A 26,571-nucleotide genomic window follows, 5' to 3' on the forward strand; every position below is an offset into this window, starting at 1 on the left:
GACTATCCTCCTCCTTGCAGGGCCGCCCACATTTCCTGGTCGCGCTTGTCGGTCCAGATGACGGGATCGTCGATGCCCGACGCTTCGTCGTAAGCGCGCGACACGTTGAACGGCAGGCAGTGCTCGTAGATGGCGAAGCTGGAAAATTTCGGGTCCATCACCTCGCGCGTCGCCGCCATCGATTCCTTTAAGCTGCGCCCCCTGGCGACCGAGATTTCGGCGGCGCCATAGAGCGAGGTGACGAAGTCGCGCGTCATCGCGATGGCTTCGCGCACCGTGGCGGTGCCCTTCAGCGCGTCGCCGCGGCCCGGCGCGATCGCCTTGGGATTGAAATTGCGGATCTCGTTCAGCGTCAGCGGCCATTCGCGCAAGTGAGCGTCGCCGCAATAGCAGGCCGAGTGATATTCGATCAGGTCGCCGGAGAACATGACTTCGGCATCCGGCACCCAGGCGACGATGTCGCCGGAAGTGTGGCCGGCGCCAAGCTGCATCAAACGCACCTCGCGCTTACCGAGATAGATCGACATCTCGCCTTCGAAGGTCAGCGTCGGCCAGGTGAGGCCGGGAATGCTGGCGGCATCCTGGAACAGCCGCGGGAAGCGGCCATACTCGGAATCCCAATCCTGCTGGCCGCGCTCCTCGATCAGCCGATACGTCTCCTGCGAGGCGACGATGCCTTGCGCCTTGTAGGCGGAGGCGCCCAGCACGCGCACAGCGTGATAATGCGACAGCACGACATATTTGATCGGCTTGTCGGTCACCGCCTTGACGCGCTCGATCACCTTGTTCGCCATCGCCGGCGTTGCCTGCGCATCGAACACCAGGCAGCCATCGTCGCCGACGATCACAGCCGTGTTCGGATCGCCTTCGGCGGTGAAGGCGTAGAGATCGGTGCCGATCTCGGAGAAGGTGATCTTCTTTTCAGCGAGATCGCCGGTGGATGCGAAGTTCTTCGCCATCAATTCATCCTTACGAGGTTATTGCTGTTGTTGTTGTTGTTGCTGTTGCTGTTGCTGGCCATCGATCATGCGGCGCTTCGCCAGCACGAGCGCGTCCCTGAGCACGTCGATATCGCCGATATGGTTGGCGAGGATCAGGACCAGCGCCGCGTCGAAATCCGCGCTCTGCTCATCAGTGAGGCCCCGATGCGCCTCGACGATGGCGCGAAAGGCATCGTCGGGCCGCGCGAAGTTGGAGCTGGTCGAAAGCGGCATATGAAACCTCAATTCAGACCTGCGGCCCGCGACAGCGCGGTCGTTACGCCGGCGCGCGTTGGATGACGGAACCGCGCCGCGACATAGCCGTCGGGCCTGAGCAGATAGGCCGTATCAGGCTCGGCGTCGTAGCGTTTGGCGACGAGGCCCGAGGGATCGGCCAAACCGCCCTCACCGCCGATGCGGATCTCCTTCACACCATCGGGCGCATCGATCGCCGCGCCATTGCTGAACGACAGCAGCGTAAAGTCCGTTCCACCCTTGCGGAAGGCATCCGTCAGATAGACCTGCTCGCCAATGGGCGCATCGAGCATGGAGCAGCCCGGCGATGGCCCACCGCGCCAGGTATCTGCATCGGGCGATGACAGCGGCGTATCATAGCTGCACGGCACCGAGAGCCGGCCGCCATTGACCATGCGCTTGCCGAACTCGGTCTCCTTCGCCAGCGACAGCACCGCCTTGCGCAATCGCGCCTCCTGGTGCGAGTTCGGCGCCATGAAGTCGGTCGAGCGGGTGGACTCGCGAATATTCTCGTCGGCGGCAAAGCTCCGCTCGACATGGTAGCTCTCGAGCAGACTCGCGGGCGAGGTGCCGCGCAGCACGCGGTCGAGCTTCCACGAGAGGTTCTCGGCGTCTTCGAGTCCCGAGTTGGCGCCGCGTGCGCCAAAGGGCGAAACCTGGTGCGCGGAATCGCCGGCGAAGATCACGCGGCCATGGATGAAGCGATCCATGCGACGGCACTGAAATTTATAGAGCGAGATCCACTCGAACTCGAACTTGTCATGCCCGAGCATGCGCGCAATCCGCGGCCGTACGTTCTCCGGCTTTTTCTCGACAACGGGATCTGCGTAGCGATTGAGCTGAAGGTCGATGCGCCAGACGTCGTCGGGCTGGCGATGCAGCAGCGCTGAGCGCCCGGCATGAAACGGCGGATCGAACCAGAACCAGCGCTCGGTCGGGAATTCCGCCGTCATCTTGACGTCGGCGATCAGGAACTGATCCTCGAACACCTGTCCCGCGAACTCGGCGCCGACCATCTGCCGCAGCGAGGAGCGCGCGCCATCGCAGGCGATGACATATTGCGCGTGCAGGCGATAGGTGCCCTCGGGCGTCTCGATCGTCAGCAGGGCGGAATCGTTGCGTTGCTCCAGCGCCGTCACCTTGTTGCGCCAACGCAAATCGATTGCGGGCAGATCGCTGACGCGATCCACCAGATAGGCTTCTGCGTAATATTGCTGCAGGTTGATGAAGGCCGGCCGCTTGTGACCGTCCTCCGGCAGCAGGTTGAACTGGTAGAGCTGGGACTCGCCGTGAAAGATGCGGCCGACGCTCCACACCACGCCCTTGTCGGCCATGCGATCAGCGACGCCGAGCCGGTCCCAATATTCCAGCGAGCGCTTCGAGAAGCAGATCGCGCGCGAGCCTTCACCGATGCGGTCGGCATCGTCCAGAAGGACGACGCGCTGGCCGCGCTGGGCGAGATCAATCGCCAGCGACAGCCCGACCGGGCCGGCGCCGACAATCACGACCGGATGCTCGGCCGGGCTCTGGCCGGGGCGGTCCTGATCGGGATGACGGCGATAGCCGAACTGGGTTTTGGCCTGATGCGTATTGGCCGGCGCCATACACTAACCTCGGCTCTGGTCAGGAGGGGACTGACCTGCTAGATAGTCTCACGTGCAACTATTTTGGACCTGAGCCGGCCGGCCGTCAACTGGAATTCGGAGCGCAAGCCTTGGTGAGGACATCCAGCGACATCGCTCTGAAGGCACGCGAGACTCACGAGGCTTCAGCGCGGCCGAAGGCGCGGCTAGACCTGTTCAGGTTCGTGCCGTTTCGCCTCAACAGGCTCGCCGCGGAGGTGAGTTCCGCACTCGCCGTCGAATATCAGGAGCGTCACGGTCTCGACATTCCGGCCTGGCGCGTGATCGCAACGCTCGGCTTCCGCAACGATGCCTGCAGCGCGCAATACATCTCGCAATGCACGCGCACGCACAAATCCACCATCAGCCGCGCGGTGACGACGCTGCTCAACGAGCAATTGATCGAGCGGGTCGAGAACGAAGCCGACCGCCGCGAATTCCGCCTGCAACTGACGAAGAAGGGCCGCGCGCTCTACGAGGAGCTGTTCCCGCGATTGCTGCGGCGGGAGGACGAGATCCTCGCCTGCCTGTCTACGCAGGAGCGCAAGCAGCTCTCGGCCCTGCTCGGCAAGATCGAGCAGAGCCTCGATCTGATCCAGACCAGCGAAGAGGCGGACGCGAAACAGGCGTATTAGCAATGGATTCCGGGTTCGCGCTACGCGCGCCCCGGAATGACGGCTTCTATTTCGCAAAGGACCGCGTCGGCGGCTGATGCAGCGCCCAGGCATCGACCTTGTCGCTTGCGCGCGGATAGATCTCCGTCACGATCGGATCATGGCCGGGGATAAACCTGTCGGGATGCCCCGCGAGCCGCTCGATCGTCTCCCAGCCCACTGCCATGTCGCCGACATTATAGACGATCGGAAACGGGCTCCTGCGCTGGAGATTGGCGTAATAATGCGCGGCGTCGGAGGCCAGCACCACCGGTCCGCGCGCGGTCTCGACCTTGACCACCTGCAGACCGTCCGAATGGCCGCCCACGCGGTGCACGGTGACACCGGGCGCGATCTCACCGTCGCCGGAATGGAAGGTGACGCGTTCGCCATAGACATGGCGCACCATCTGGGTGACGTGCTCGACCGAGAATGGATGTCGCAACAGGCCGTTGCACATGCAGCGGCCGGTCGCGTAGGCCATCTCGCGCTCCTGGAGATGGAAGCGCGCGTTCGGGAAGCGGTCGAGATTGCCGGCGTGGTCGTAATGCAGATGCGTCACGATGATGTCGCGGATGCTCGAAGCCGTGACGCCGAAGCGTTCCAGCGCATCGACCGGATTGAGCGTCAGCTTGCGCGCCCGCGCGCTCGCCTCCTCGGCGTTGAAACCGGTATCGACCAGGATGTCGCGGCCGTGCCCCCGGATCAGCCAAACGAAGTAGTCGAGGTCCTGCGCCGCGCTGTCATGCGGATCGGGCGCCAGAAAATTCATGCTGGGGGTGCGCGGCGACATCGTCGCATAGCGCAGGGCGTAGATTTCGTAAGCGTTTCCCATGGTCTTGCTTTTCTATGGTTGGATCTTGCGGGACGATTGCACGCACCAAGCCATTGTCCGCCGCAAAGGTCAAACACCGCACGTTGTGACGGGAACAGACCAGTCATGTGAGACCAATCACACTATCGTCGCCATAACTGCCCTAAGACATGAGCGCCCAAACATGGCGAGCGCAATGCCCAACCAGATGGCCTCGAGTGCACCCGTGACTGTCCGTTTATTCCCCTCGCCATGTACCTCCGTGTCGCGGTCAATCGTCGCAATAACGCCGAATCTCCAAGCAGTTGACGCCCCCTCTCCCCGGTTTGATAATGCACATTGCGTAAGTTAAGGTCGCCGCGGCGCAAGCTGGTAACGGCGCCTTTTTGGCTGGACCGCGCTGATTATGAAAATTCGCTTCCTTTGTCTTCTGCCCCTGCTCGTTTCGCTTGTCCCGGCCGCGCCATCCCTGGCCGCCGGTGATCGTTATGCGCTGGTCATCGGCAACGCCAAATATCCGGACGCGGATGCCCCGCTGAAGGAACCCATCAACGACGCGCGCGACGTCGCCGACGAGCTCAAGCGCGACGGCTTTAACGTGGATACCGGCGAGAACCTGACCGGCGACGGCATGCGCCGCGCCTTCGACAAGCTCTACAGCAAGATCAAGCCGGGCTCGGTGGCGCTGGTGTTCTTCAGCGGCTTCGGCATCCAGTCGGCGCGCCAGAGCTACATGCTGCCGATCGATGCGCAGATCTGGACCGAATCCGACGTGCGCCGCGACGGCTTCAGCCTCGAGACCGTGCTTGGCGAGCTCAACACCCGCGGCGCCGGCGTCAAGATCGCGCTGATCGACGCTTCCAGGCGCAATCCGTTCGAGCGCCGGTTCCGCAGCTTCTCGGCGGGCCTCACCCCCGTCATCGCGCCGAACGGCACGCTGGTGATGTATTCGGCGGCGCTGGCCTCTGTCGTCTCGGATGCCGGCGGCGAGCACAGCCTGTTCGTGCAGGAATTGCTCAAGGAAATCCGTGTCCCCGACCTGATGGCCGAGGAGACGCTGAACCGCACCAAGATGGGCGTCACCCGCGCCTCGCGCGGCGAGCAGGTGCCGTGGATATCCTCTTCTTTGGCCGAGGATTTCTCGTTCATTCCGGGTGCGGCCGGGTCGCGCCCGTCAGCATCGGCGCCGCCGCCTCCCGCCCCGCCGGTGGTCGCGAACAACCCGCCGCCGGCACCACCCGCGCCGCCGTCACCCCCTCCGGCACCGAAGCCGGCCGACACGGTTGCAGCGCCTGCGCCTCCCCCTCCGCCCGCACCGGCCCCGTCGCCGAAGCCGCAGATCGAGGCCGCCCTGCCGCCGGCGCCACCGCCGGTGAAGCCGGTCGAGCCGGTCCTCCCGCCGCCGAGCGCAGATAGCGGGCCGAGCGCGTCTGTGCTGGCGGAAGATCCCACCATCAAGGGCCTGACCGCCAAGATCGCGGCCAACCCGGATGACGTGAACGCGCTGTACCGGCGCGGCCAGGTCTATGCCAGCAAGGGTGCCTACGGCCTCGCCATCAAGGATTTCGACGACACGCTCCGGATCAACTCGAAGGACGTCGAGGCGCTGAACAACCGCTGCTGGACCCGCACGGTGGTCGGCGACCTCCAGGGCGCGCTGAAGGATTGCAATGAGGCGCTGCGGCTGCGGCCGAACTTCGTCGATGCGCTGGACAGCCGCGGGCTGGTCAATTTGAAATCGGGCGCGGTGAAGAACGCCATCGCCGATTTCGACGCGGCGTTGCGGATCAATCCGCGCCTGACCTCCTCGCTCTACGGGCGGGGCCTTGCCAAGCAGCGCAACGGCTCCGCCCAGGAAGGGGCGCTCGACATCGCCAATGCCAAGGCGATGGACCCGAACATCGTTCAGGAATTCGCAAGCTACGGAGTCCGCTAGTATTTTTTTGAGTTGAGGCGATCGAGGCCTCGAACCCTCGGCGGCCCACAGAAGACTAATGAGCGGATGCCGCAGGCGGCCTTTCCCGGGGGGCCTCAAGCACGAATTTTAGAACCGCGCGAGCTGGCTGCGCAGGAGGGACTGGCAATGAGACTGGCTGCAAAAGGACTTACCGCAATCCTGTCGATCATCACCATCGGCGCCGCCCTGTCGCTGCCGACCTCGACCGCCTTCGCCGGCGATGACGGCAACAGCAAGAACGTCACCGAGGACGAGATCGTCCGCGCGCTGGCGCCGCCGCCGAAGAAGCCGCTGACCCGCGGCCTGTCGATCGGCGCCCCGCAGGCCGATCCCGCGCCGAACGCGGCAGAGACCAAGCTGATCCAGTCGGTGCGCGGCCGCTCGACCCGGTCGCTGTCCTCGACCGAGCGCGAGGAGATCGCCTCGGCCGCCAAGGACAAGCCGAACATCGATCTCGAAATCACCTTCGACTACAACTCGGCCAATATCAGCGCCAAGTCGCTTCCCTCCGTGCAGGCGCTCGGCCGCGCGCTGACCAGTCCCGACCTGAAGGGCTCGACCTTCGTGGTCGCCGGCCACACCGATGCCGCCGGCGGCGAGGCCTACAACCAGGACCTGTCGGAACGCCGCGCGGATTCGATCAAGCGTTACCTTGTCGAGAAGTACAGCATCTCGGCGACCGACCTCGTCACCGTCGGCTACGGCAAGAGCAAGCTGAAGGACCCGAGCCAGCCGATGGCCGAGGTCAATCGCCGCGTGCAGGTCGTCAACATGGAAAACAAGACCACTGCCTCGAAGTAGGCACGACGCAATCCGTTGAAGTGACCCGTCGTGATGTGGTGTAAAGTCATGCGTCCAAAGCGCGTCCCGCAGCCTTGCGGGACGCCGCTTTGTTTCAGGGAAATGCTCGTCATAGGCCTCGTGCGGACGGCCGTGAGCCAGGCCAGGATGATCCGGCGATGAACCTCTCCGAATATCTCAAGCCGGTTGGAACCGTGGCCTTCGTCGTGGCCCTCGGCGTCGGCTATTATCTGTTCGAGCATCGCAAGCGCCCCGAGGTGAAGGAGACGCCGAGCGAGGCGCTGGTCATCGTGACGAAGTCGACCAATGCCTGCTTCTCCGACCTCGTCCGCGTCACCGGCTTCTTCGTGCCGCGCCGCGAAGCCGTGGTCGTCGCCGACCAGGAGGGATCAAGGGTCACCGACCTCTTCGTCACCGAAGGCACTGTTGTCACCGACAATCAGGAACTGGCGCGCCTGACCGCGCCGCCGCAGATTCCGGGCCAGCCGCAGCGCCCCGGCCCGCAGGGCCCGGTCTCGCTGAAGGCGTCTGCGCCGGGCTTGGTCACCGAGGTGCGCACCATCGTCGGCGCGCCCGCCTCGCCGCAGGCCGGCCCGATGTTCCGCATCGCCGTCAACAACGAGATCGAGCTCGACGCCCAGGTTCCGGCCGTGCACATGCCCAAGCTCAGCGCCGGCGCCACCGTGCGCATCAGCCGCGATGACGCGCCCGACCTGATCGGGCGGGTCCGGCTGGTCGCGCCCGAGATCGATCGCGCCACCCAGCTCGGCCGCGTCCGCATCAGCGTCACCAACAATCCTTCGCTGAAGGTCGGCGTGTTCGCCCGCGCCTCGATCGACGCCAAGCGCAGCTGCGGCGTCGCGGTTCCCAAGACCGCGATCGACCATCTCACCGTGCAGGTCGTCAAAGGCAACATCGTCGAGACGCGCAAGGTGCGGGTCGGGCTGACGTCCGACAGCCAAACGGAAATTCTGGAAGGTCTCGACGTCGGCGAAATCGTCGTGGCCGATGCCGGCTCTTCGCTGCATGACGGCGACCAGATCAAGACCATGTTCGCCGATGAACTCGATCGCACGCGGGTACGCTGATGGCTCTCAATATTTCGGCATGGTCAATTCGTCATCCGCTGCCGTCGGTGGTGTTTTCGATCATCCTGCTGGTGCTCGGCTGGACCTCCTTCGTGAAGCTCGCGGTGACGCGGCTGCCTTCGGCCGACATTCCCGTGATCTCGGTCGCGGTGTCGCAATTCGGCGCGGCGCCGGCCGAGCTCGAATCCCAGGTCACCAAGACGGTTGAAGACGCCGTCTCCGGCGTCGAGGGCGTCAGGCACATCACCTCCTCGATCACCGACGGGTTGTCGGTGACCACCATCCAGTTCGCCCTGGAGACCAATACCGACCGCGCGCTCAATGACGTCAAGGACGCCGTGACGCGCGTGCGCTCGAACCTGCCGCAGAACGTCACCGAGCCGCTGATCCAGCGCGTCGACGTGATCGGCCTTCCGATCGTCACCTATGCCGCGATCTCGCCCGGCAAGACGCCGGAGCAGCTCTCCTACTTCGTCGACGACGTGGTCAAGCGCGCGCTGCAGGGCGTGCGCGGCGTCGCCCAGGTCGAGCGCATCGGCGGTGTCGAGCGCGAGATTCTGGTGTCGCTCGATCCCGACCGCCTGCAGGCGATGGGGCTGACGGCCGTCAATGTCAGCCAGAGCCTGCGCGGCACCAATGTCGACGTCGCTGGCGGCCGCGCCGAGATCGGCAAGAACGACCAGGCGATCCGCACGCTGGCCGGCGCCAAGACGCTGGGCGACCTCGCCGGCACCATGGTCCCGCTGTTCGGCGGCGGCGAGGTGCGGCTCGACGACCTCGGCACCGTCACCGACACCATCGCCGACCGCCGCACCTTCGCCCGCTTCAACGGCGAACCGATCGTCGCGCTCGGCATCAAGCGCTCCAAGGGCGCCAGCGACGTGAAGGTGGCGGAGGCCGTGCAGAAGCGCATCAACGCGCTCAAGGCCGCCTATCCCGATGTCGACCTCAAGCTGATCGACACCTCGGTGGAATACACCAACGGCAATTACGAAGCGGCGATCTCGACCCTGTTCGAGGGCGCCATCCTCGCCGTCGTGATCGTGCTGCTGTTCCTGCGCGACCTGCGCGCCACTATCATCGCCGCGATCTCGCTGCCGCTGTCGATCTTCCCGGCGTTTTGGGCGATGGACCTGCTCGGTTTCTCGCTCAACCTCGTCAGCTTCCTCGCCATCACGCTGTCGACCGGTATTCTCGTCGACGACGCCATCGTCGAGATCGAGAACATCGTCCGGCACATGAACATGGGCAAGTCGCCCTACCGTGCCGCCCTGGAAGCCGCCGACGAAATCGGCCTCGCGGTGATCGCGATCTCGCTGACCATCATCGCGATCTTCGCACCCGCAAGCTTCATGTCGGGCATCGCCGGACAGTTCTTCAAGCAGTTCGGCATCACCGTCTCGGTGCAGGTGTTCTTCTCGCTCTTGGCCGCACGCTTCGTCACGCCGGTGCTGGCCGCCTACTTCCTCAAGCACGGCAATCACGAGGAGCCGCCGCCCGGGCGCGTGCTGCGGTCCTACCACCGCATCGTAGCCTGGTCGGTGAGGCATTATTTCATCACGGTGCTGATCGGCTTCGGCATCTTCGCCGCCTCGATCTGGAGCATCACGCTGCTGCCGCAGGGCTTCCTGCCGGCGCAGGACAGCGCGCGCTCGCTGCTGGCGCTCGAACTGCCGCCGGGCACGCAGCTCGCCTACACCGAGAAGGTCACCGAGGACATCGTCGCGCGGCTGCGCAAGCGGCCGGAGGTGAAGAGCATCTTCGTCGATGGCGGCCGCGTTCCACCCGGCACCCAGGAAGTCCGGCGCGCCTCCCTGATCATCAACTACACGCCGAAGGGCGACCGCGACATCACCCAGCGCGAGCTGGAATTCTCGATCAGCCAGGAGCTGGAGAACATTCCGGACATCCGCTTCTGGTTCCTCGACGAGAACGGCCTGCGCGCCATCTCGCTGGTCGTGACCGGCGTCGACGCCAACATCGTCAACAACGTCGCCAGCGAGCTTGCGACGCAGATGAAGCGGATTCCGACCATCTCCAACGTGATCTCGGAGACCACGCTGGAACGGCCCGAATTGCGCGTCGAACCGCGCGCCGACCTCGCCGCGCGCCTCGGCGTCTCCACCGAGAGCCTGTCGCAGACCATCCGCGTCGCCACCATCGGCGATGTCGGGCCGGCGCTGGCCAAATTCGACGTCGGCGACCGTCTGGTGCCGGTCCGCGTCCAGCTCGAGGATGCCGCGCGCGGCAATCTGAAGACGCTCGAACAGTTGCGCGTGCCGCTCGGCGAGCACGGCGAGAAGGGCGGCGTGCCGCTCTCGGTCATCGCCGACGTCAAGCTCGACCAGGGCCCGACCAGCATCAATCGCTACGACCGCGAACGGCAGGCGACCGTCGCCGCCGACCTCGTCGGCTCGGCCGCGCTCGGCGATGCCACCAAGAAGATCTACGACCTGCCCGTGATGAAGACCCTCCCGAAGAGCGTGAAGGTCTCACCCTCGGGCGATGCGGAAAGCCTCAACGAGCTGTCCGACGGTTTTGCGACTGCGATCACGGCCGGGTTGATGATGGTCTACGCCGTGCTGGTGCTGCTGTTCGGCACGTTCCTGCAGCCGATCACCATCCTGTTCTCGCTGCCGCTCTCGATCGGCGGCGCGATCGCGGCCCTGCTCATCACCGGCAAGCAGCTGACGACGCCGGTGTGGATCGGCATCCTGATGCTGATGGGCATCGTCACCAAGAATGCGATCATGCTGGTGGAGTTCGCGATCGAATCCATCCACGCCGGCAAGCCGCGCGACGAAGCCATGATCGACGCCGGCATGAAGCGCGCCCGCCCGATCGTGATGACCACGATCGCGATGGCCGCCGGCATGATGCCGAGCGCGCTCGCGGTCGGCGCCGGCGGCGAGTTCCGCTCGCCGATGGCGCTCGCGGTGATCGGCGGCCTGATCTTCTCGACCATCCTGTCGCTGGTGTTCGTGCCGGCGATGTTCATGGTGATGGACGATCTCGGCGCCCTGATCTGGCGCTTCGGCAAGCGGCTGATCGTGCACAGCGAGGATGCGGATGGCGCCGATCATCACGAGGCCCCGCAAGCGTTACCGGCGCCGAAGAACATCGTGCATCCCGCGGCGGAGTAAGGGCCGGGCGCACCACTGGCGAAAGCCGCGCGCAGGCGCTATGTTATGCCCATGACGTTCACGCGCATCACGATCGACCCTGCAGTCTGCACCGGCAAGCCCTGTATTCGCGGGCTGCGTTTTCCGGTTGCGCGGCTGCTCGGCCTGCTGGCCGCCGGTGAGACCCGTGAATCCGTCTTGAAAGACTACCCGTATCTTGAACGAGAAGACATTGACGAAGCATTGCGCTACGCGGCCTTCCTTGTTGAGGATGAAACCGTCGAGCTGCGCCCCACAGTTCCGGCTAAGTGAAATTCCTCATCGACATGCCCCTTTCACCAGCGCTGTCGCGCTGGCTAACGGATACGGGGCATGACACCGTCCACGCCTCCGACATCGGACTTCATGATGCGAGCGATGTTGAAATCATCGGTCGCGCCCGGCAAGAGGCTCGCACAGTCGTTACGGCAGACCTCGACTATCCTCGACTGATCGCCACTGCGGGCAGCGACAGCCCAAGTCTCATTCTTTTCCGAGGCGGCGACTGGACAGAGGCGGATCTCAGAACTCGACTCGCTGAAGTTCTGTTTACCCTGACCGAGGAAGACATTCAGTGCAGCATCATCACGATTGACCGAGATCGCGTCCGCCGACGGAGACTCCCGATCACTTGACCCTACTCGTTCCGTGCGATCGCCGTCAGCTTGGTCATGTTCCGCAGCAGGATCCGGCCGCGCTGGAGATCAAGGATCGCCTCCTTGCGCCAGGCCTGGAGCTGGCGGTTGACGCTCTCGCGGGCGGCGCCGACGAAGACGCCGAGCTGCTCCTGCGAGATGTGCACCTCCGAGCCGAAATCGGCGGCGAGCGCGCAGAGCCGGCGTGCGAGGCGAACCGGCAGCGGCTGCAGCATGGATTCCTCCATGCGCTCGCTCTGCCAGCGGATGCGCTGGCAGAGCAGCGCGATGATCTTGATCGCGACCTTCGGCTCGCGCTCGAGAAAGGCGAGAAAATCCTCGCGCCGCAGCACGAACAATTCGCTGGCCTCGCCCGCAGTCGCATCCGCGGTGCGGCTCTGGCCGTCGAGCACCGCGACCTCGCCGAACAGATCGCCCGGGCCCATGAAATTCAGCGTCAGCCGGCTGCCGTCGGAGGCGCCGGTCTCGATGCGGACCTGGCCGCGACGCACGCCGAACAGCGCGTCGCCGGGATCGCCCTTCTGGAACAGCACCTCACCATTCGCGAGATTCTGGGTGTGGCAGAGATTGGACAGCCGCTGGAGCTCGTCCGCGCCGAGATCGGCGAACATCGGGTTCATCTTCAGGATGACCGCAAATTCGGCCTGCTTGCTCATTTCAACGTCCTTGTGAACTTGCTTGTCGATTTCGTCGTCAAATCGCCTGGAACCACCGACGTCAGAATCGCGTAAAACCGCGCCGGAGAAGTGTGTCATAAGTCACATAACTTTGCAGCACCCCCCGACTATTTTTGACCGGCTGGAGCGGCTTGCCGTCCCGGGATAAACTCACGCGCAACGGGCGGATGGGCAGCCGGGCTCGGCGCGGTTCGTCCGTCGTTGGAAAGTCGACATGAGAGCCATGAAATTCATCGGTGCCGCGATCGCCGCTGTCATCGTCGTGATCGCGCTTCTGCTCGTGGTCGGAATCCCCTCGGGCTTCCTGACCTCGACGATTGCCGCGCGCGTCGAGAGCGCGACCGGCTATCGCCTGTCGATCGACGGCACCACCAGGATCAGCCTGTGGCCGACGCTGAACGTCACCCTGAACGATCTCACGCTTGCCGATCCCAAGGACCGCAGCGGGATCACGCGCCTCACCATCGACAGCGTGCAGGCCGACATGTCGCTCGCGAGCGTGTGGTCGGGCAGCCCGAGGATCAGTGAGCTCGTCGTCACCCACCCCGTGCTCTACCAGCCGCTGCTGCGTGAGCGCCTGCCGAATGCCGGCACTTCGTCGAAGCCGCTCGCGCTCGATGCTGGCGGTGCAACCATCGACCGCGTCAGGATCACCGATGGCGAGGTCGCCTTCGCGCGCCTCCGCGACCGCATCGAGGGCAGCATCAGCGCCATCAACGCGGATGCCGTCGTCAGTCGCGACCGCAAGGTCAACATCACCGGCACCGCGCGCGTCGGCGATCACCCGACCAAATTCGACATCAAGGCGATCGCACCGGCGCCGCCTGCCGACCGGCCGACCATTCCGGTGGATTTCGCGATCGACATGCCTGATGTGCTGAAGTCCCGGCTCGCAGGTCACGCCGAGATGCGGCTGAGCGGCGACCTCGTGATGATCAACGGCGTCAACGGCACGCTCGGCGACGGCGCGTTCAACGGCTGGGCCTCGGTCGACATCGCAAGCAAGCCGCTGGTCAAGGTCGATCTCGACTTCCAGCGGCTCGCAATTCCGCTGGCAAGATCGCCGCAGGGAGCACCGGGGCAGCCATGGAGCGATGCGCCGATCGACGTGTCCGGACTCAATTATGTCGATGCACAGGTGCGGATCTCCGCGAACGAGGCCGTGATCGGTGATGCCCGTCTCGCGCCGCTGGCGCTCGATGCGAAGCTTGCCGGCGGCGTGCTGAAGGCGGGTACCGCCAATCTTGGCGCCTATGGCGGCCAGGTCTCGGGCGAGGTGATCCTGGATGCGACCAGCGGCGCGCCGAGCTTTGCGATGCATTCCGACCTCGTCGGCGTACGCGCGCTGCCGCTGCTGCAGGGCCTTGCCGAATTCGACCGGATCGACGGCAAGCTGCAGGCCAAGCTCGCGCTGCGCAGCGCCGGCACCAGCCAGCGCGCACTGATGGCGAACATGCAGGGCACCGCCTTCGTCAACTTCCAGGACGGCGCCATCCGCGGCATCAACGTCGCGCAGATGATCCGCTCGCTGGCATCGGGCACGCTGTCGGGCTGGCAGGATAACCAGAGCAGCAATCAGGAGCAGAGCACGGATCTGTCGCAACTCTCGGCCTCGTTCCGCATCGACAAGGGCCAGGCCGTGACGACCGATCTCAATCTGATCGGGCCGCTGGTGCGCGTAACCGGCGCGGGCACCATTGCGCTCGACACCAAGATGATGGGTTTTCGCGTCGAGCCGAAACTGGTGATGACGACCGAAGGCCAGGGCCGCACCAACGAGCCGGTCGGCTTCGGCATCCCCGTGATGATCACGGGCAGCTGGTCGCAGCCGCGGATCTATCCGGATATGGCCGGCATGCTCGATAACCCCGATGCCGCCTATGCCAAGCTGCGCGAGATGGGCAAAGGGCTGTTCGGCCCCGACGGCGCCGGGCTCAACAATATCCTGAGCAGCCTTGGCAACCTCGGGCTCGGCGGCACGACCGCGCCGGCCGGCGGCAACGCCAATCCGCAAGCCCAGCAGCCGGCGCAGAACGATCTGCTCGGCGGCCCGCTGGGCGCGGCGATCGGCAATCTGATCCAGCAGGGGCTTTCCAGCGGGGCGGCGTCCGGCTCGGGCACTGGAGCTGCGACCGGCCGCAGCCGCAGCCTGCCGGCAGGGCCGTCGAGGCCGGCGCCGCTGGTCTCGCCCGAGCCCTCGGCGCAAGGTCAGGGTCAGGGCCAAAGCCAGGCCCTCGACAACCCGCCGATGGCGCAGCAGGACAGCCAGCCGATGAACGACGTGCTGCGGCAGCTCTTCAATCGATGACGGGCGGACCAACGCTCTGGACTCCACGCCAACCCTTACATCGGCCCTCCCATCGGCGGCTTCCTCCAAACGGATGAGGCTGCGGCAATTCAGCACTGTTTCGGCCCGACCCGGCGTGCACAACGGGTAACCACGCCGGCCGGTCCACCGGTCCCGCGGCCCAAATTGTGATAGAAGGGCGGCGGGGCCCGCACGGCCCGTAGCGCGCAGCGTCGATGGCAGCGCGAGAGGATCCGGATGGCTGGGGCGAACGACAAGACACGGTTTCTGCGCGAGGGCCTGTTCGCCAAATATGTCGTCTCCCTCGTCGGCCTCGTCGTGTTCGTGCTCGCCGTCAACGGCGCAATGGAGACATGGATCTCCTACCGCGCCACCAAGACACAGCTGACCGACGGTCTCGAGGACAAGGCACAGGCCGCGGCGCGCCGGATGGAGCAATCCGTCTCCGAGATCGGGCGCCAGATCAGCTGGGTGACGACGGCCAGCCGGGACACGCTCGAAAAGCGCCGCGCCGACTACGCCCAGCTCCTGCAGCAGGTCTCGGTCGTCACGCAGTTGTTCCAGCTCAACGGCGACGGTCGCGAGGTGCTGCGCGTCTCGCGCCAGTCGACCACGACCGGCAGCAATGCCGACCTTGCGCGCGACATGCGCTTCACCGAAGCGGTCACCCGTGGCGTCAGCTATGCGCCGCCCTGGTTCGTGGAGCAGACGCCGATGATGTCGATCTCGGTGGCGCATTCCGGCTTCAATGCCGGCGTCACCGTGGCCGAGATCGATCTCAGCTTCCTCTCCGACTTACTGTCCGACGCGCAAGTCGGCAAGGCGGCGGTCGCCTATGTGGTCGACGGGCACGGCCGCGTGCTGGCGACGTCGTCGAAGGGACCCGAAGTCGGCAAGGATGTGTCGAAACTGCCGCAGGTCGCGGCTGCCATCGCGCCCGGCCGCGAGCCCGACACATCGGGCGTCGACTTCAACGGTCGTGCGGTGCTGGCAGCTGCGAGCACCGTGCCGAAGCTCGGCTGGAGCGTGCTGTTCGAGCAGCCGGCCGCGCAGGCCCTGATGCCGATCCGCGACCAGCTTGTGCGCATCGCGCTGCTGATAGGGATCGGCCTGATGGTCGCGATCCTCGCCGGCACGCTTTTGGCGCGCCGCATGATCATTCCGATCACGGCGCTGCGCGACGGCGCGCACAAGCTCGGCGAAGGCGATTTCAACCACCGCATCGACGTCAAGACCTCCGACGAGCTGGAAGACCTCGCCGGCCAGTTCAACCGCATGGCCGGCCAGCTGCAGGAGACCTATTCCAATCTCGAGACCAAGGTCGAGGAGCGCACCCGCGATCTCGCGCAGTCGATCAACGAATTGAAGGTGCTGGAAGAGGTCGGCCGCGCGGTCGCCGCCTCGCTCGACCTCAACGCGGTGCTGCAGACCATTGCGGCGCGCGCGATCGAGATCACCCATGCCGACGCGGTGCTGATCTACGGCTATGATGCCGAGACGCGCCGCTTCAAACTGGTCGAATCCAACGGCATCGACAAATCGGCTGAGGGCGCGCATGTCACGATCGACCAGGACGACAACATCCTGAGCGATGCCGCCAGAAGCGGCGAGCCGATTGCAATTGCCGATCTCGACCACGCGACCGGGCAGCCGCTGCGCGATGTCGCGGTCAATGCCGGCTTCCATTCGGTGCTGGTGGTGCCGCTAATCGACCAGCAGGGCACGCTGGGCTCGCTGGTGGTGCTGCGCCGCTCGAGCGGCGAGTTCGCCGGCAACGTCACCGGCTTGATGCGCACCTTCGCCAACCAGGCCGTGCTGGCGATGCGCAATGCGCGGCTGTTCACCGAGGTCGATCACAAGAGCCATGCGCTGGAGGCGGCGCACGAGACCGTGCGCGCCCAGGCCGACAAGCTCAAGCAGCAGACCGAGCAGCTCAAGGACTGGAACAAGTCGCTGGAGGAGCGGGTCGCGACCCAGCTCGGCGAGATCGAGCGCATCCGCAAGCTCGAGCGTTTCCTGGCGCCACAGGTGGCGCAGCTGATCGCCTCCTCCGACAGTCCCGAGGGGCTGCTCACCAGCCAGCGCCGCGAGGTCACGGTGGTGTTCTGCGATCTGCGCGGCTTCACGGCGTTCACGGAAGCGACCGAGCCGGAAGAGGCGATGAACGTGCTGCGCGAATATCACGCCGCGCTCGGCAAGCTGATCTTCAAATACGAGGGCACGCTCGACAAATATGCCGGCGACGGCGTGATGATCCTGTTCAACGCGCCGATCCAGTTCGAGGACCACGTCCAGCGCGCCGTGAAGATGGCGGTGGAGATGCGCGACACCATCGGCCCCTTGACCGAGCGCTGGCGCAACCGCGGGCACAGCCTCGGGTTCGGCATCGGCATCGCGCTCGGCTATGCCACGCTCGGCCAGGTCGGCTTCGAGCAGCGGCTGGAATATGCCGCGATCGGCAGCGTCACCAACCTCGCCTCCCGCCTCTGCGGCGAGGCCAAGCCCAACCAGATCGTGGTCAGCCGCCGCGTCTACGGCATGGTCGAGCCCTACGTCGAAGCCCGCGCGCTCGATGACCTCCAGCTCAAGGGGTTCAATCACCCGGTGCTGGCAATGGAGATCTTGAGCTGGCACGACGAGGCGGAGAGCGTGGTGGATGCGGCAGCGGCGCGAATGCGCGGGTAGCCGGCCACAAAATTCGAAAACAACCCCATGCACAGTAGGGAAGGTGCTGGTTGATCTCGCGAGCCTGCGCCGAATGCGGATTTTTCGAAATTTCGCTTGACGCGTCGGGCAAAACAGGGGTAGTATGGCATCATCGGGATTTTGGACGAGGCTCATCCTGTTCAGGCGGCGCCTCTGACGTTCGAGTCGCGGTCTCGGCGTGCCGTAATTTGGCTGCATGAAAAAACGACTCGGATGTTTCTGCAATATCAGAGACATCGATGAAGACCTCTGAGAGGTCTGCCAGCTCAGCCAAGCGTGCTGTTGAAGTGGTCATCGGCGTCGCAGAAGCCGCGCAGCTTGATTTCAGGGATATCGTTCGAGTGGGCGTCAGGCTGGCAAGATAGCAGCAACGAGGATTTAGGCCAGCTTTTCGCCAAGTGCCTTCGAGGGTTTGGGCGTTCAGGGCATGCTTCCCAGAAACGGATTGACGATGGAGAGTCCGCCGATGCTGCGGCCGTGCTGCATGTCCTCGGTGTACAGCACGTCGCAGCCGGCCTCAATCGCGGTGGCCACGACCAGCGCATCGTAGAAGGCGATGCCGTGATCCCGCGCGAGCGCAAGGCCGGCACGCGTCGTCGTAGCTGTCAGTGGCAGAGCGGAATCGAGCGCGTTGTCGACGTCATCGAGAACGAGTTCGATATCGCGCCAGCTTCGATTGTCTTTCTTGCGCAATACATTCGTCAGTTCGTTCAGGACCTGCACGCTGATCGTCCCGCCCTGAGCGATCAGATCCTGCGCGATGGTGGCCTTGGGGCCAGTCTGCTGGGCGTAAACGAGAATGTTGGTATCGAGAAACGCGCTCACCGTTCGTTCGCCTCGTCGCGATCGAACTTGTAGTCCGCCGGCAGGGCCGGCCATTTCCGCGCACGCATGTTTTCGATCGCCCGGCGGCGCCGCTCTTCCTTGGTCTCGACTTCGATCACGCCCTTTCGGGCGGACACGACATCGATTTCATCGCCTTCCTTGAGCCCGAGTTCATCGACCAAGGCCTTGGGCAGGCGAACCGCGAGGCTGTTGCCCCATTTGGAGACTTGCACTGGAACCTCCATGATATTCATTCTTTATAAGTATATCATGCGATGTATATCATTGGATTGCAAGCTCCTTTGACCCCGCCGAGTTGCGCAGCGCTCGCTGGGATGGAGCTTCGCTGTGATCCACGGCAAGGCGCGCGAGCAACGCGCGCGCTGGTTCGTCCGTCGCGGCCTGCGAAACCAGTCGGCCTTCGAAGGCGGCCTTGAGGATGGATCGCTTGAGCTGCGCGGCGTCGGCGGCCTCGGCGTCGCGCGCCGGGATCTTCAATTGAGCCCCACCCGCGCGACGATCTCTTGTGGCATGCCTCCACGAACCACATCCCTCCTCCCTGCGACTAACCCTCGCCTCAACGGCGAGGCGTGAATTCGGATGGGAGAGCCCCGTGGCGTTTGCCTTGCCCTCGCGCGCGTATGATTTGCAGATGCTGGATCGGCCCGTCGATCGTGAGCGCGACCAGGGCTGGGTGTATGGGCTGCCGCCGGGCATCAGCAGCGAGTTATGGCCGCTCGACCCCGTCACCGGCTTTCCGCTGATGCACGGCTTTACACTCAAACTGCCGGAGGATTATCGCGTGCATGGCGAGGACATCGTCGCGGTGTCCTTCTTTGCGACCGCGCCCGACCACAATGACGGCGGCGCGCCGGATGACCCTGAAATCCGCGACGCGGTGATGGCGCGGCCAGCGCATCCGCGGCTCTCGCGGATGACTGACATTCTCGATTACGAATATGCGGCCCTGCTGCTGACAAGGAGCGAGTACGAAGGCGCGTTCGCGACGCCGCCGGCGCCGCTGGCACTCGCAACGGCGGACCGGCCGCGCTGGCTCGATGTCGGCGGCGCCAGTGCGTTCTTCGAGGCGGCCGCGCCTTACGCCAAGAAGATGTTTGCAAACCCGCCGCGCGCCGATCTCACCGAGACCCGCGCGATTGCAATCGCGCCGCGCGCTGATGATCCCAACGCCGGCAAGGGCCCGCAAGACGAGCACACGCGCAAAAACCCGCCGACCGGCTACCAGTCCTATTACTATTTTGTCGACGGCGTGCCGAGCCGCGACAATTTCCGCCTGCACGATTGGGGCAAGGACCACGCCCACAACCATCTCGGCGGCACCATGCGGCCGTGCCAGGCGGTGCCGGAGATGAGCCCGTTCTACATCGAATTCGAGGAATATTTCGGCGGCTACAATTTCGGCGGCGGCAATGCGCAGCTCGACTTCAGGGATATGAAGTTCGACTGGGCCTGCGGATAGGCTGTTGGTTTGACGCGTTTTCTTGACGCGAACCGGTATCCACTTCGCTCGAAAACGCTCTGATCACGCCCCCCGCTTCGGCCCCATCGCCTCAAACGCCGCCTTCTGTTCGTCGCTCAGGTCCGCCTCGAAATCATCAAGCGCATCGCTGATGTCCTTGACGGACTGCAGCATCGTCTCCAGCCGGGCCTTCACGGCGGCGAGGCGGGCCTGCGGGGTCGCTTCGGGCTTGGTCGGGCAGGCGCTGAGCGTTTCCAGGGTGCGGAGCGTGGTGTCCTGGAGCACTTCGAAGCGGGCGCGGGCGACTTCGTCGAGCTTGAGCGTGGACGCGATCTCGGCGGCGGGCCATTGCTGCTGGATGAGCTGTTCGTACTGACGCTGCGCCTGGATGTCATAGCGGGGATCGTAGCCGGCATCGCAGGCTGCTTCCGCCCGCGCATCCTTGCGCTGGCCGGCGGCGAGCGCGGCGCGGCGCTCGTTCGCGAGCGCATCGAGCTTTGCCTTCTGGCCGTCGTCGAGGAGACCTTCGAATTTCGCAAGCGGCGTGGCGACGGCATCGGTCGCCTTGATCATGGCCTCGAGGCGCTGGCGCATCAGGCCGAGGCGATCCGCCGCCGTCGCAGGCACCTGCGTCGGGCACGCCGCGCGAATGCCGTCACTGGCGGCGCGCCAGGCGGCACTGAGCTCGTCGAGCGCGGTGCGCTGCAATTCGCTCAGCTGCACGGCGCTCGCGATGCGATCTACCGGGAAGCCGGCGGGATCGCTGATGTCGCAGATATCCTGCGCCGACGGAATTTTTCGCGTGCGCCGGCCTTGCGGCGCGGTGTAGGCGGCGAGCTCGGTCACCGCATAGGGCGCGAAGATCGCGGCGTAGATGTCGCCATAGCCGTAAAGCGAGATGCTGGTCATATCGGCGAAGATCACCGCATTGGTGAGATCGTCCTGCGCGAACGGCCAGAACACCGGGCCGGCCCAGCCGTAGCTGCCGTCGGGATGCCGCCACCAGCCCTGCGGTCGGCGGCCGCCGCGCCAGCCCGACAGCGCGGCCTGCGCCGAGAGCGCCGCGCGGATGATGTAGGGATTGGACATCTGCTCGCGTTCGGCGCCGCGGGGATCCTGTGACCGCAGCGCGGCGGAGCGATAGCGCCCGCCCCGCACCGCCATGCGAGCATGGCGCAGCCGCGACATGCCGATCACGTGGCCGACGGCAAAGCGCGCAACGCCAAGCGGGCCACCGCGAATGCCGAACTGGGCTTCGGCTCTATTCGGCAGCAGCACTGCCGCCATCACCAGGACCGCACCCAGCAGCGGAAGGCCCATCCGTGATCCCGGCATGATCGCTGACCTCTCCACCTTGGCCCTCCTCCAGCGCCAGGCGCGCATCGCGTCGCAAGACAAAGACGCGCGAGGGAACTAAATGTTCCGAAGGCGTACAGGTCAAAGCGTCGCGGACCCCTTACCTCGCCCCGCCTGCGGGGAGAGGTCGGATTGCCCCCGGCGATGCGAAGCATCGTCCGGCGCGATCCGGGTGAGGGGGTACAGGTCTCGCGACAGACGGCCGTTTGGAGAGAGGCCCCTCACCATAGCCGATGCTTTGCATCGGCGTTCTTCTAAAGTACGGCGGCCATCGGCCGCCTACGCCTCTCCCCGTATCCGCCTTCGCCCGAAGGCGGGCTTCGGCTAGACAAGAGAACGGGGAGAGGGAGAGGAGAGACCATCCTCACTCCGCCTTCTGCGGCATCACAAAAGTCTGGCCGGGATAGATCAGATTGGGGTTGTGGATCTTGTCGCGGTTGGCGTTGACGATCACCGAATAGCGGGCGCCGTCGCCATAAGCGAGCCGGCTGAGCGCCCACAGGCTGTCGCCGCGCGAGATCACCCGGCTGCCGCCCGCCTCCGCCGGCGTGCCGGTGAGCGCATCCGCAGGCGACGCCGATGCGACGGTCGTAGCCGCAGGCGCCCGCGCCAAAACCTTCGGCTTCGCAGCGCCCATCATTCTGGGCCGGGCCGCCGGCCTTTCCGGAGCGGAGGCTAGACGCGGCGCCGGCAAGGACGCCACGACATCGGATTTGTCGGCCTGCTTCGGCTCCTGTTTGACGGCAGGCGCGGGCGGCGGCGCGGCTTCCGCGATCGTCACCGGCATGGTGCGGCTGGACTGCGTGATGGTGCCATCGGGCGCTTTCGCACGCAGGGTCAATTCATAGGAGCCGGCGGGAAGTTTTGGCGGCGTCACGACGAACTGGCCCGACGCATCGGCGACCACGCTGTCGAGCGCCTTGCCGTCGCGCAGCAGCTCGACCTTCGCGCCGGGCGTGGCCTGGCCTGCGATCACCGCCGCTTCGCCCTGGTCATCGATACGGGCGACGTCGAAGCGGGGACCGGCATCGGTCGGCGCCGCCGGCGGCTTGACCGGAGCGAGATCGGTGAGCGCGGCGGTGACCTGTTTCTGGGTTTCTGCGAGCGGAGCCGGCTTCGGCGGGGCGGTCTGTTCCGCCGACGGAGATGGCGTGGGCTGCGCCGCTGCGAGCTTCGGTTCGTCGGGCTTCGGCTCGACGTTGGCCGCGACCTTGGCTTCCGGCTTCACCGCCCTCGCGACCTCGGTGGTGGTCCCGCCGGGCAACAGACGGCGCAGCTCGGTGGGGCCGATCACCAAGACGGTGCCGACCACCGCAAGCAGACAGAGCGCAATGAGGGCCTTGGATGCGGTCATCATCGGAAACGGACCTTAAATCGCAAATCAGCCGAAGGCGGCAGCCTGCGCTGATTTGGCACCGGCAGCAAGACGGCCGATCGCATGATCCTCTCCCGTCGCTGCGGCCGATGAACCCGGACGGCCCCCTCGGCGTCCAATGAGCGAGGCCGCCTTGCCGGTTTTTGTTGCCGGTTTTCTTGCGGCTATTTTCAAAGGATTTTTCCGTGATCGCATCGTTCCGCACCGCGCCGTGGACCGCATCCTGGCTGGCGCTCGCCTTGACGCTCGCCGCCTCCCCCGCACTCGCCGCCTCCGGCCCGCCGCCGGGCTTCGTCCTCACCGACGATGCCGACCTCGCCTTCACCTCGCCCGACGGCGCCACCAAGCTCGAGCAGTATATGAAGGACAGTGAAGACCTGTTCGGCGTCAAATGGCAGGTCTGGGCGCGGCGCCGCGACCAGATGACGGAGCTGAAGCCGGAGCAGGGCTATGGCGCCGGCTTCCGCTTCACCAGCGACTCGCAATGGCTGGTGCGGATGCAGAAGACCGGCTCGGGCTCGCAGGACCTGTTTCTCTACCATATCGAGAACGGCGCCTTCGTGAATGCGACGAAGAAGTCGCTCAGCGATCTCGCCTGGGCCTATTTCCACAGCCGGCCCGACACCAAGAGGATGAAGCTCGACTACCACATCTCGGCCAATCTGATGAAAGGCACCGAGGACGCCTATCGCTGGCTCGGCGTCGACTGGCCCAACAATCGCTACCTCCTGATCTCGCTGTCGGGCGCAATGGACAAGCACCCGAAGAACGTGGCCGTGAAGGGATTGGGGGACTGGACATGCCGCTATGACCTCAAGACCGGCAAGTTCGACGTGCCCGAGATGTTCGCCAAGGACAATGCGGAAGCGTTGAACTGGGAGATCAAACGGTAAGATCTCGCTGCGCTCTCATGCCGGGCATGTCCCGCCTGCGCGGCCGAAGCCGCTTCGGCGAGGCGAAGGCCCGGGCATCCACGTTCTTCGTGCCGAGGCGAGAGGCGTGGATGGCCGGGACAAGCCCGGCCATGACGCCGTTCTGTTTGGGTGGGCCAAATAACTTCGGCGGTGGAACCAACCCTCTGATTCCACTCAAATTCATATTCTCCTAACCCTACGTGGTAACGGGCTCTTGTCGGTTTTGCTGCATCTTGCATCCCACGGGAGGGCTGGATGGGCGCATCGATCCGATGGACCGCGCGACTGCGCGCGCTGCTCCGCCGCTGGCGCGGCGCGCCGCTGACGTGGCTGATCGCCGGCGGCTTCGTGCTGATGCTTGCCACCGCCATCGGCACCGCGCTCACCGTCGACCGCTTCCGGCAGAATGCGATCGAGAGCGGCCGCGACAGCCTGGAGAGTGCGGTCCGGCTGCTCGCCCGGCATTACGACCGCGAGTTCGCGGATTTCGCGGTGTTCCAGAAAAGCGTCATCGCCGAGCTCGAAAGCCACGGCATCGAGTCACCCGAGCTGTTCCGCGGCCAGATGGGCTCGCTCGCCATGCACCAGATGCTGCGCGCCAAGGCCAGCGGCTGGACCGACGTCGCCGGCGCCAATGTGTTCGATTCCGAGGGCGTTCTGATCAATTCGTCGCGGCGCTGGCCGGTCGCCGACGTCTCGGTCGCCGACCGCAACTATTTCAAGCGGCTCAAGGACGATCCGATTGCGCAGGAAGAGGTCGAGGTCGTTCCCGGCGGCCGGATCGGCAACGGCCCCGCGATCGTGTTCGCGCGGCGCGTCTCCGGGCCGCACGGCCAATTCCTCGGCATGGTCTCGCGCGCGATCGCGCCGGAGCAGATCGAATCCTTCTTCGCCTCGGCCGGGCTCGGCGAGGATTCCTCGATCGCGCTGTACCATCAGAGCGGCCAGCTGCTCGCGCGCATTCCGCATGTCGACGCGATGATCGGGCAGAACTATCGCATCGGCTCGGCGGAGCAGAACGCGGTGTTCGATCGCACCTCCGTCTCGACGAAGCTCACCAGCCCGATCGACGGCAAGGACCGCATCGTCGCCTCCCGCCTTCTCGCCGGCGAACCGCTGGTGGTGGTCGCGACCAGGTCGCTGGACGCAACGCTCGCCACCTGGCGCGCGCAGACGAAATTCTTCGTCAACGTCGCCGCGCTCTCGATTGGCCTCTTGGTACTGACGCTGTTCCTGATCTTCCGCCAGGTGACGCGGCGCGTGTCGCTGGAGAAGCAGCGGCTCGACACCGCGATGAACACGATGACGCAGGGCCTGCTGATGTTCGACCAGGACGAGCGGCTCATCGTCTGCAACCGCCGCTACATCGAGATGTACAATCTGTCGGCGGCCGTGCTGAAGCCCGGCGCCTATTTCCGCGACGTGATCCGGCACCGCCACGACACCGGCTCGTTCGAGGGCGACGTCGATGCCTATTGCGACGGCATTTTGAGCAACGTCGGACTGACCCAGAGCACGATCGTCGAGACCGCCGACGGACGCCTGATCGAGATCAAGAACCAGCCCGGCGCTTCTGGCGGCTGGCTCGCCACCCATGACGACGTCACCGAGCGCATCCGCGCCGACGAGCGCATCGCGCATATGGCGCATTACGACGCGCTGACCGACCTGCCCAACCGCGTCTTGATGCGCGGCCATCTCGAGCGCCGCGTCGCCGAGCTGGCCCAAGGCAAGCCGTTCGCGATCCTCTATATCGACGTCGACGAGTTCAAGGGTGTCAACGACCAGCTGGGCCACGAGGTCGGCGACGAGCTGCTGCGCCAGGTCGCAAGCCGCCTGCGCGCCTGCGTCAGCGGCAACGATCTCGTCGCGCGGCTCGGCGGCGACGAATTCGCCGTCATCAAGGCCGGAAGCAGCGATCAGGCCGAGCTGGCGACGCTCGCCGACACCATCCTCAAGGCGCTGCGGACGCCGGTGAGCTGCAAGGGCCAGGACATCCGGACCGATGCCAGCATCGGTATCGCGATCGCGCCCGAGCATGGCGATAATCCCGACGAGTTGCTCAAGCGCGCCGATCTCGCGATGTACGCCGCGAAATCGGAAGGACGTGGTACCTTCCGCATCTTCGTGCCCGAATACGACGCCAAGGCCAGGCTGCGCCGTCAGCTCGAGCTCGATCTGCGCCAGGCGCTCGCGCGCGGCGAGTTCGAGGTGCATTACCAACCGCTGGTCGATCTCGCGGCCAATGTCGTCACCGGCTGCGAGGCGCTGCTGCGCTGGCGCCATCCGGAGCGCGGCATGGTCTCGCCGGCCGATTTCATTCCGGTCGCGGAAGACACCGGCCTGATCGGCGAGATCGGCGAATGGGTGTTACGGCAGGCGTGCACCGAGGCCGCGAGCTGGCCCGGCAAGATCCACATCGCCGTCAACGTCTCGCCGGTGCAGTTCCGGTCGCGGTCGCTGGCGCTGAAGGTCGCCGCCGCGCTCGCCGAGTCGGGGCTTGCGCCCGGCCGGCTCGAGCTCGAGATCACAGAAACCGTGCTGATCCGCGACGATGCGGAGGCGCTGACGATCCTGCAGCAGCTGCGCGAGCTCGGCGTGCGCATCGCGCTCGACGATTTCGGCACCGGCTATTCGTCGCTGAGCTATCTGCACCGCTTCCCGTTCGACAAGATCAAGATCGACCGCAGCTTCATCAACGACATCGGCCGTTCGGAGGACTCCTCCCCGATCGTGCAGGCCGTGGTCCACATGGCCGCCGCGCGCCACATGGCAACGACCGCCGAAGGCGTCGAGACGGAGGCGCAGGCCGAGGTGCTGCGCCAGCTCGGATGCAGCCAGATGCAGGGCTGGCTGTTCAGCCCCGCCGTGCCGGCGACGAAGCTGAAGCAGCTGCTGTCGAAGCAGACGGAAGCGGCATAGCAGGTGTGTGACGCCCTCCCG

At 65.4% G+C, this 26,571-nt stretch carries 22 protein-coding genes; 12 read left to right on the forward strand and 10 right to left on the reverse strand.

Annotation, left to right across the window (positions count from 1 at the left end; genetic code table 11):
• Positions 1-2: 2 nt before the first annotated feature.
• Genes HYH08_RS29395 through HYH08_RS29405 form a run of 3 tightly spaced genes read right to left on the reverse strand, consistent with a single transcriptional unit; the run spans position 3 to position 2,839 of the window.
• Positions 3-959, reverse strand: coding sequence for an MBL fold metallo-hydrolase (locus HYH08_RS29395; RefSeq protein ID WP_220013322.1), 957 nt, complete (start codon positions 957-959; stop codon positions 3-5).
• Positions 960-977: 18 nt separating this feature from the next.
• Positions 978-1,214 carry a DUF2783 domain-containing protein gene (locus HYH08_RS29400; RefSeq protein ID WP_220013323.1) on the reverse strand — a complete coding sequence of 79 codons (237 nt, stop codon included), beginning with the start codon at positions 1,212-1,214 and terminating at the stop codon, positions 978-980.
• An 8-nt stretch (positions 1,215-1,222) separates the two neighbouring features.
• Positions 1,223-2,839: an FAD-dependent oxidoreductase gene (locus HYH08_RS29405; protein ID WP_220013324.1), complete on the reverse strand. Its 1,617-nt coding sequence runs from the start codon at positions 2,837-2,839 to the stop codon at positions 1,223-1,225.
• Positions 2,840-2,949: 110 nt separating this feature from the next.
• Here HYH08_RS29405 and HYH08_RS29410 point away from each other — a divergent pair, with 110 nt between their 5' ends.
• The gene (locus HYH08_RS29410; protein ID WP_220013325.1) at positions 2,950-3,492 is read left to right on the forward strand and encodes a MarR family winged helix-turn-helix transcriptional regulator; all 543 of its coding nucleotides are present in this window, start codon (positions 2,950-2,952) and stop codon (positions 3,490-3,492) included.
• A gap of 46 nt (positions 3,493-3,538) precedes the next feature.
• Here the strand turns inward: HYH08_RS29410 and HYH08_RS29415 are convergent, their stop codons facing one another.
• A complete protein-coding gene (locus tag HYH08_RS29415) occupies positions 3,539-4,345 on the reverse strand; it encodes an N-acyl homoserine lactonase family protein (RefSeq protein WP_220013326.1) in 807 nt (268 codons plus the stop codon).
• A 385-nt stretch (positions 4,346-4,730) separates the two neighbouring features.
• Here HYH08_RS29415 and HYH08_RS29420 point away from each other — a divergent pair, with 385 nt between their 5' ends.
• The 6 genes from HYH08_RS29420 to HYH08_RS29445 all read left to right on the forward strand — a co-directional run bounded on the left by HYH08_RS29420 (position 4,731) and on the right by HYH08_RS29445 (position 11,966).
• On the forward strand, positions 4,731-6,260 hold the full coding sequence (locus HYH08_RS29420) for a caspase family protein (RefSeq protein ID WP_220013327.1): 1,530 nt from the start codon (positions 4,731-4,733) through the stop codon (positions 6,258-6,260).
• 147 nt (positions 6,261-6,407) lie between these two features.
• Positions 6,408-7,082: an OmpA family protein gene (locus HYH08_RS29425; RefSeq protein WP_220013328.1), complete on the forward strand. Its 675-nt coding sequence runs from the start codon at positions 6,408-6,410 to the stop codon at positions 7,080-7,082.
• 158 nt (positions 7,083-7,240) lie between these two features.
• The gene (locus HYH08_RS29430) at positions 7,241-8,170 is read left to right on the forward strand and encodes an RND family efflux transporter (RefSeq protein ID WP_220013329.1); all 930 of its coding nucleotides are present in this window, start codon (positions 7,241-7,243) and stop codon (positions 8,168-8,170) included.
• Entirely contained in the window at positions 8,170-11,313 is a 3,144-nt protein-coding gene (locus HYH08_RS29435) for an efflux RND transporter permease subunit (RefSeq protein WP_220013330.1), read from the forward strand. The genes HYH08_RS29430 and HYH08_RS29435 overlap by 1 nt, the downstream gene beginning before the upstream one ends.
• A 45-nt stretch (positions 11,314-11,358) precedes the next feature.
• Positions 11,359-11,604 carry a DUF433 domain-containing protein gene (locus tag HYH08_RS29440; RefSeq protein WP_502789027.1) on the forward strand — a complete coding sequence of 82 codons (246 nt, stop codon included), beginning with the start codon at positions 11,359-11,361 and terminating at the stop codon, positions 11,602-11,604.
• Positions 11,601-11,966, forward strand: a complete 366-nt coding sequence (locus HYH08_RS29445; RefSeq protein WP_220013331.1) for a DUF5615 family PIN-like protein — start codon at positions 11,601-11,603, stop codon at positions 11,964-11,966. The genes HYH08_RS29440 and HYH08_RS29445 overlap by 4 nt, the downstream gene beginning before the upstream one ends.
• A gap of 2 nt (positions 11,967-11,968) precedes the next feature.
• Here HYH08_RS29445 and HYH08_RS29450 read toward each other — a convergent pair whose 3' ends face one another.
• The gene (locus tag HYH08_RS29450) at positions 11,969-12,643 is read right to left on the reverse strand and encodes a Crp/Fnr family transcriptional regulator (protein WP_220013332.1); all 675 of its coding nucleotides are present in this window, start codon (positions 12,641-12,643) and stop codon (positions 11,969-11,971) included.
• 235 nt (positions 12,644-12,878) lie between these two features.
• Here HYH08_RS29450 and HYH08_RS29455 point away from each other — a divergent pair, with 235 nt between their 5' ends.
• Positions 12,879-14,972, forward strand: a complete 2,094-nt coding sequence (locus HYH08_RS29455; protein WP_220013333.1) for an AsmA family protein — start codon at positions 12,879-12,881, stop codon at positions 14,970-14,972.
• A gap of 237 nt (positions 14,973-15,209) precedes the next feature.
• Positions 15,210-17,657 (forward strand): adenylate/guanylate cyclase domain-containing protein, encoded by a 2,448-nt coding sequence (locus tag HYH08_RS29460; RefSeq protein WP_220013334.1) that lies wholly within the window; start codon positions 15,210-15,212, stop codon positions 17,655-17,657.
• A 441-nt stretch (positions 17,658-18,098) separates the two neighbouring features.
• Here the strand turns inward: HYH08_RS29460 and HYH08_RS29465 are convergent, their stop codons facing one another.
• The 3 genes from HYH08_RS29465 to HYH08_RS29475 are packed head-to-tail and all read right to left on the reverse strand — an operon-like array spanning position 18,099 to position 19,001.
• Entirely contained in the window at positions 18,099-18,503 is a 405-nt protein-coding gene (locus HYH08_RS29465; RefSeq protein ID WP_220013335.1) for a PIN domain-containing protein, read from the reverse strand.
• Complete coding sequence (locus HYH08_RS29470) at positions 18,500-18,736, reverse strand: AbrB/MazE/SpoVT family DNA-binding domain-containing protein (RefSeq protein WP_220013336.1); 237 nt, start codon at positions 18,734-18,736, stop codon at positions 18,500-18,502. The genes HYH08_RS29465 and HYH08_RS29470 overlap by 4 nt, the downstream gene beginning before the upstream one ends.
• 49 nt (positions 18,737-18,785) lie before the next feature.
• Positions 18,786-19,001 (reverse strand): hypothetical protein, encoded by a 216-nt coding sequence (locus tag HYH08_RS29475; RefSeq protein ID WP_220013337.1) that lies wholly within the window; start codon positions 18,999-19,001, stop codon positions 18,786-18,788.
• A 115-nt stretch (positions 19,002-19,116) separates the two neighbouring features.
• Between HYH08_RS29475 and HYH08_RS29480 the strand changes: the two genes are divergently transcribed.
• Positions 19,117-19,983 carry a hypothetical protein gene (locus HYH08_RS29480; protein ID WP_220013338.1) on the forward strand — a complete coding sequence of 289 codons (867 nt, stop codon included), beginning with the start codon at positions 19,117-19,119 and terminating at the stop codon, positions 19,981-19,983.
• Between the two features lie 63 nt (positions 19,984-20,046).
• Here the strand turns inward: HYH08_RS29480 and HYH08_RS29485 are convergent, their stop codons facing one another.
• Complete coding sequence (locus HYH08_RS29485) at positions 20,047-21,318, reverse strand: Spy/CpxP family protein refolding chaperone (protein WP_220013339.1); 1,272 nt, start codon at positions 21,316-21,318, stop codon at positions 20,047-20,049.
• 385 nt (positions 21,319-21,703) lie between these two features.
• Positions 21,704-22,696, reverse strand: a complete 993-nt coding sequence (locus HYH08_RS29490) for a LysM peptidoglycan-binding domain-containing protein (RefSeq protein WP_220013340.1) — start codon at positions 22,694-22,696, stop codon at positions 21,704-21,706.
• A 206-nt stretch (positions 22,697-22,902) separates the two neighbouring features.
• Between HYH08_RS29490 and HYH08_RS29495 the strand changes: the two genes are divergently transcribed.
• Together HYH08_RS29495 and HYH08_RS29500 are read left to right on the forward strand one after the other, a co-directional pair.
• The gene (locus HYH08_RS29495; RefSeq protein WP_220013376.1) at positions 22,903-23,607 is read left to right on the forward strand and encodes a hypothetical protein; all 705 of its coding nucleotides are present in this window, start codon (positions 22,903-22,905) and stop codon (positions 23,605-23,607) included.
• 276 nt (positions 23,608-23,883) lie between these two features.
• Complete coding sequence (locus tag HYH08_RS29500) at positions 23,884-26,550, forward strand: bifunctional diguanylate cyclase/phosphodiesterase (RefSeq protein WP_220013341.1); 2,667 nt, start codon at positions 23,884-23,886, stop codon at positions 26,548-26,550.
• Positions 26,551-26,571: the final 21 nt, after the last annotated feature.

This window comes from Bradyrhizobium sp. BR 10289 (assembly GCF_019455385.1).
Classification (GTDB): Bacteria; Pseudomonadota; Alphaproteobacteria; order Rhizobiales; family Xanthobacteraceae; genus Bradyrhizobium.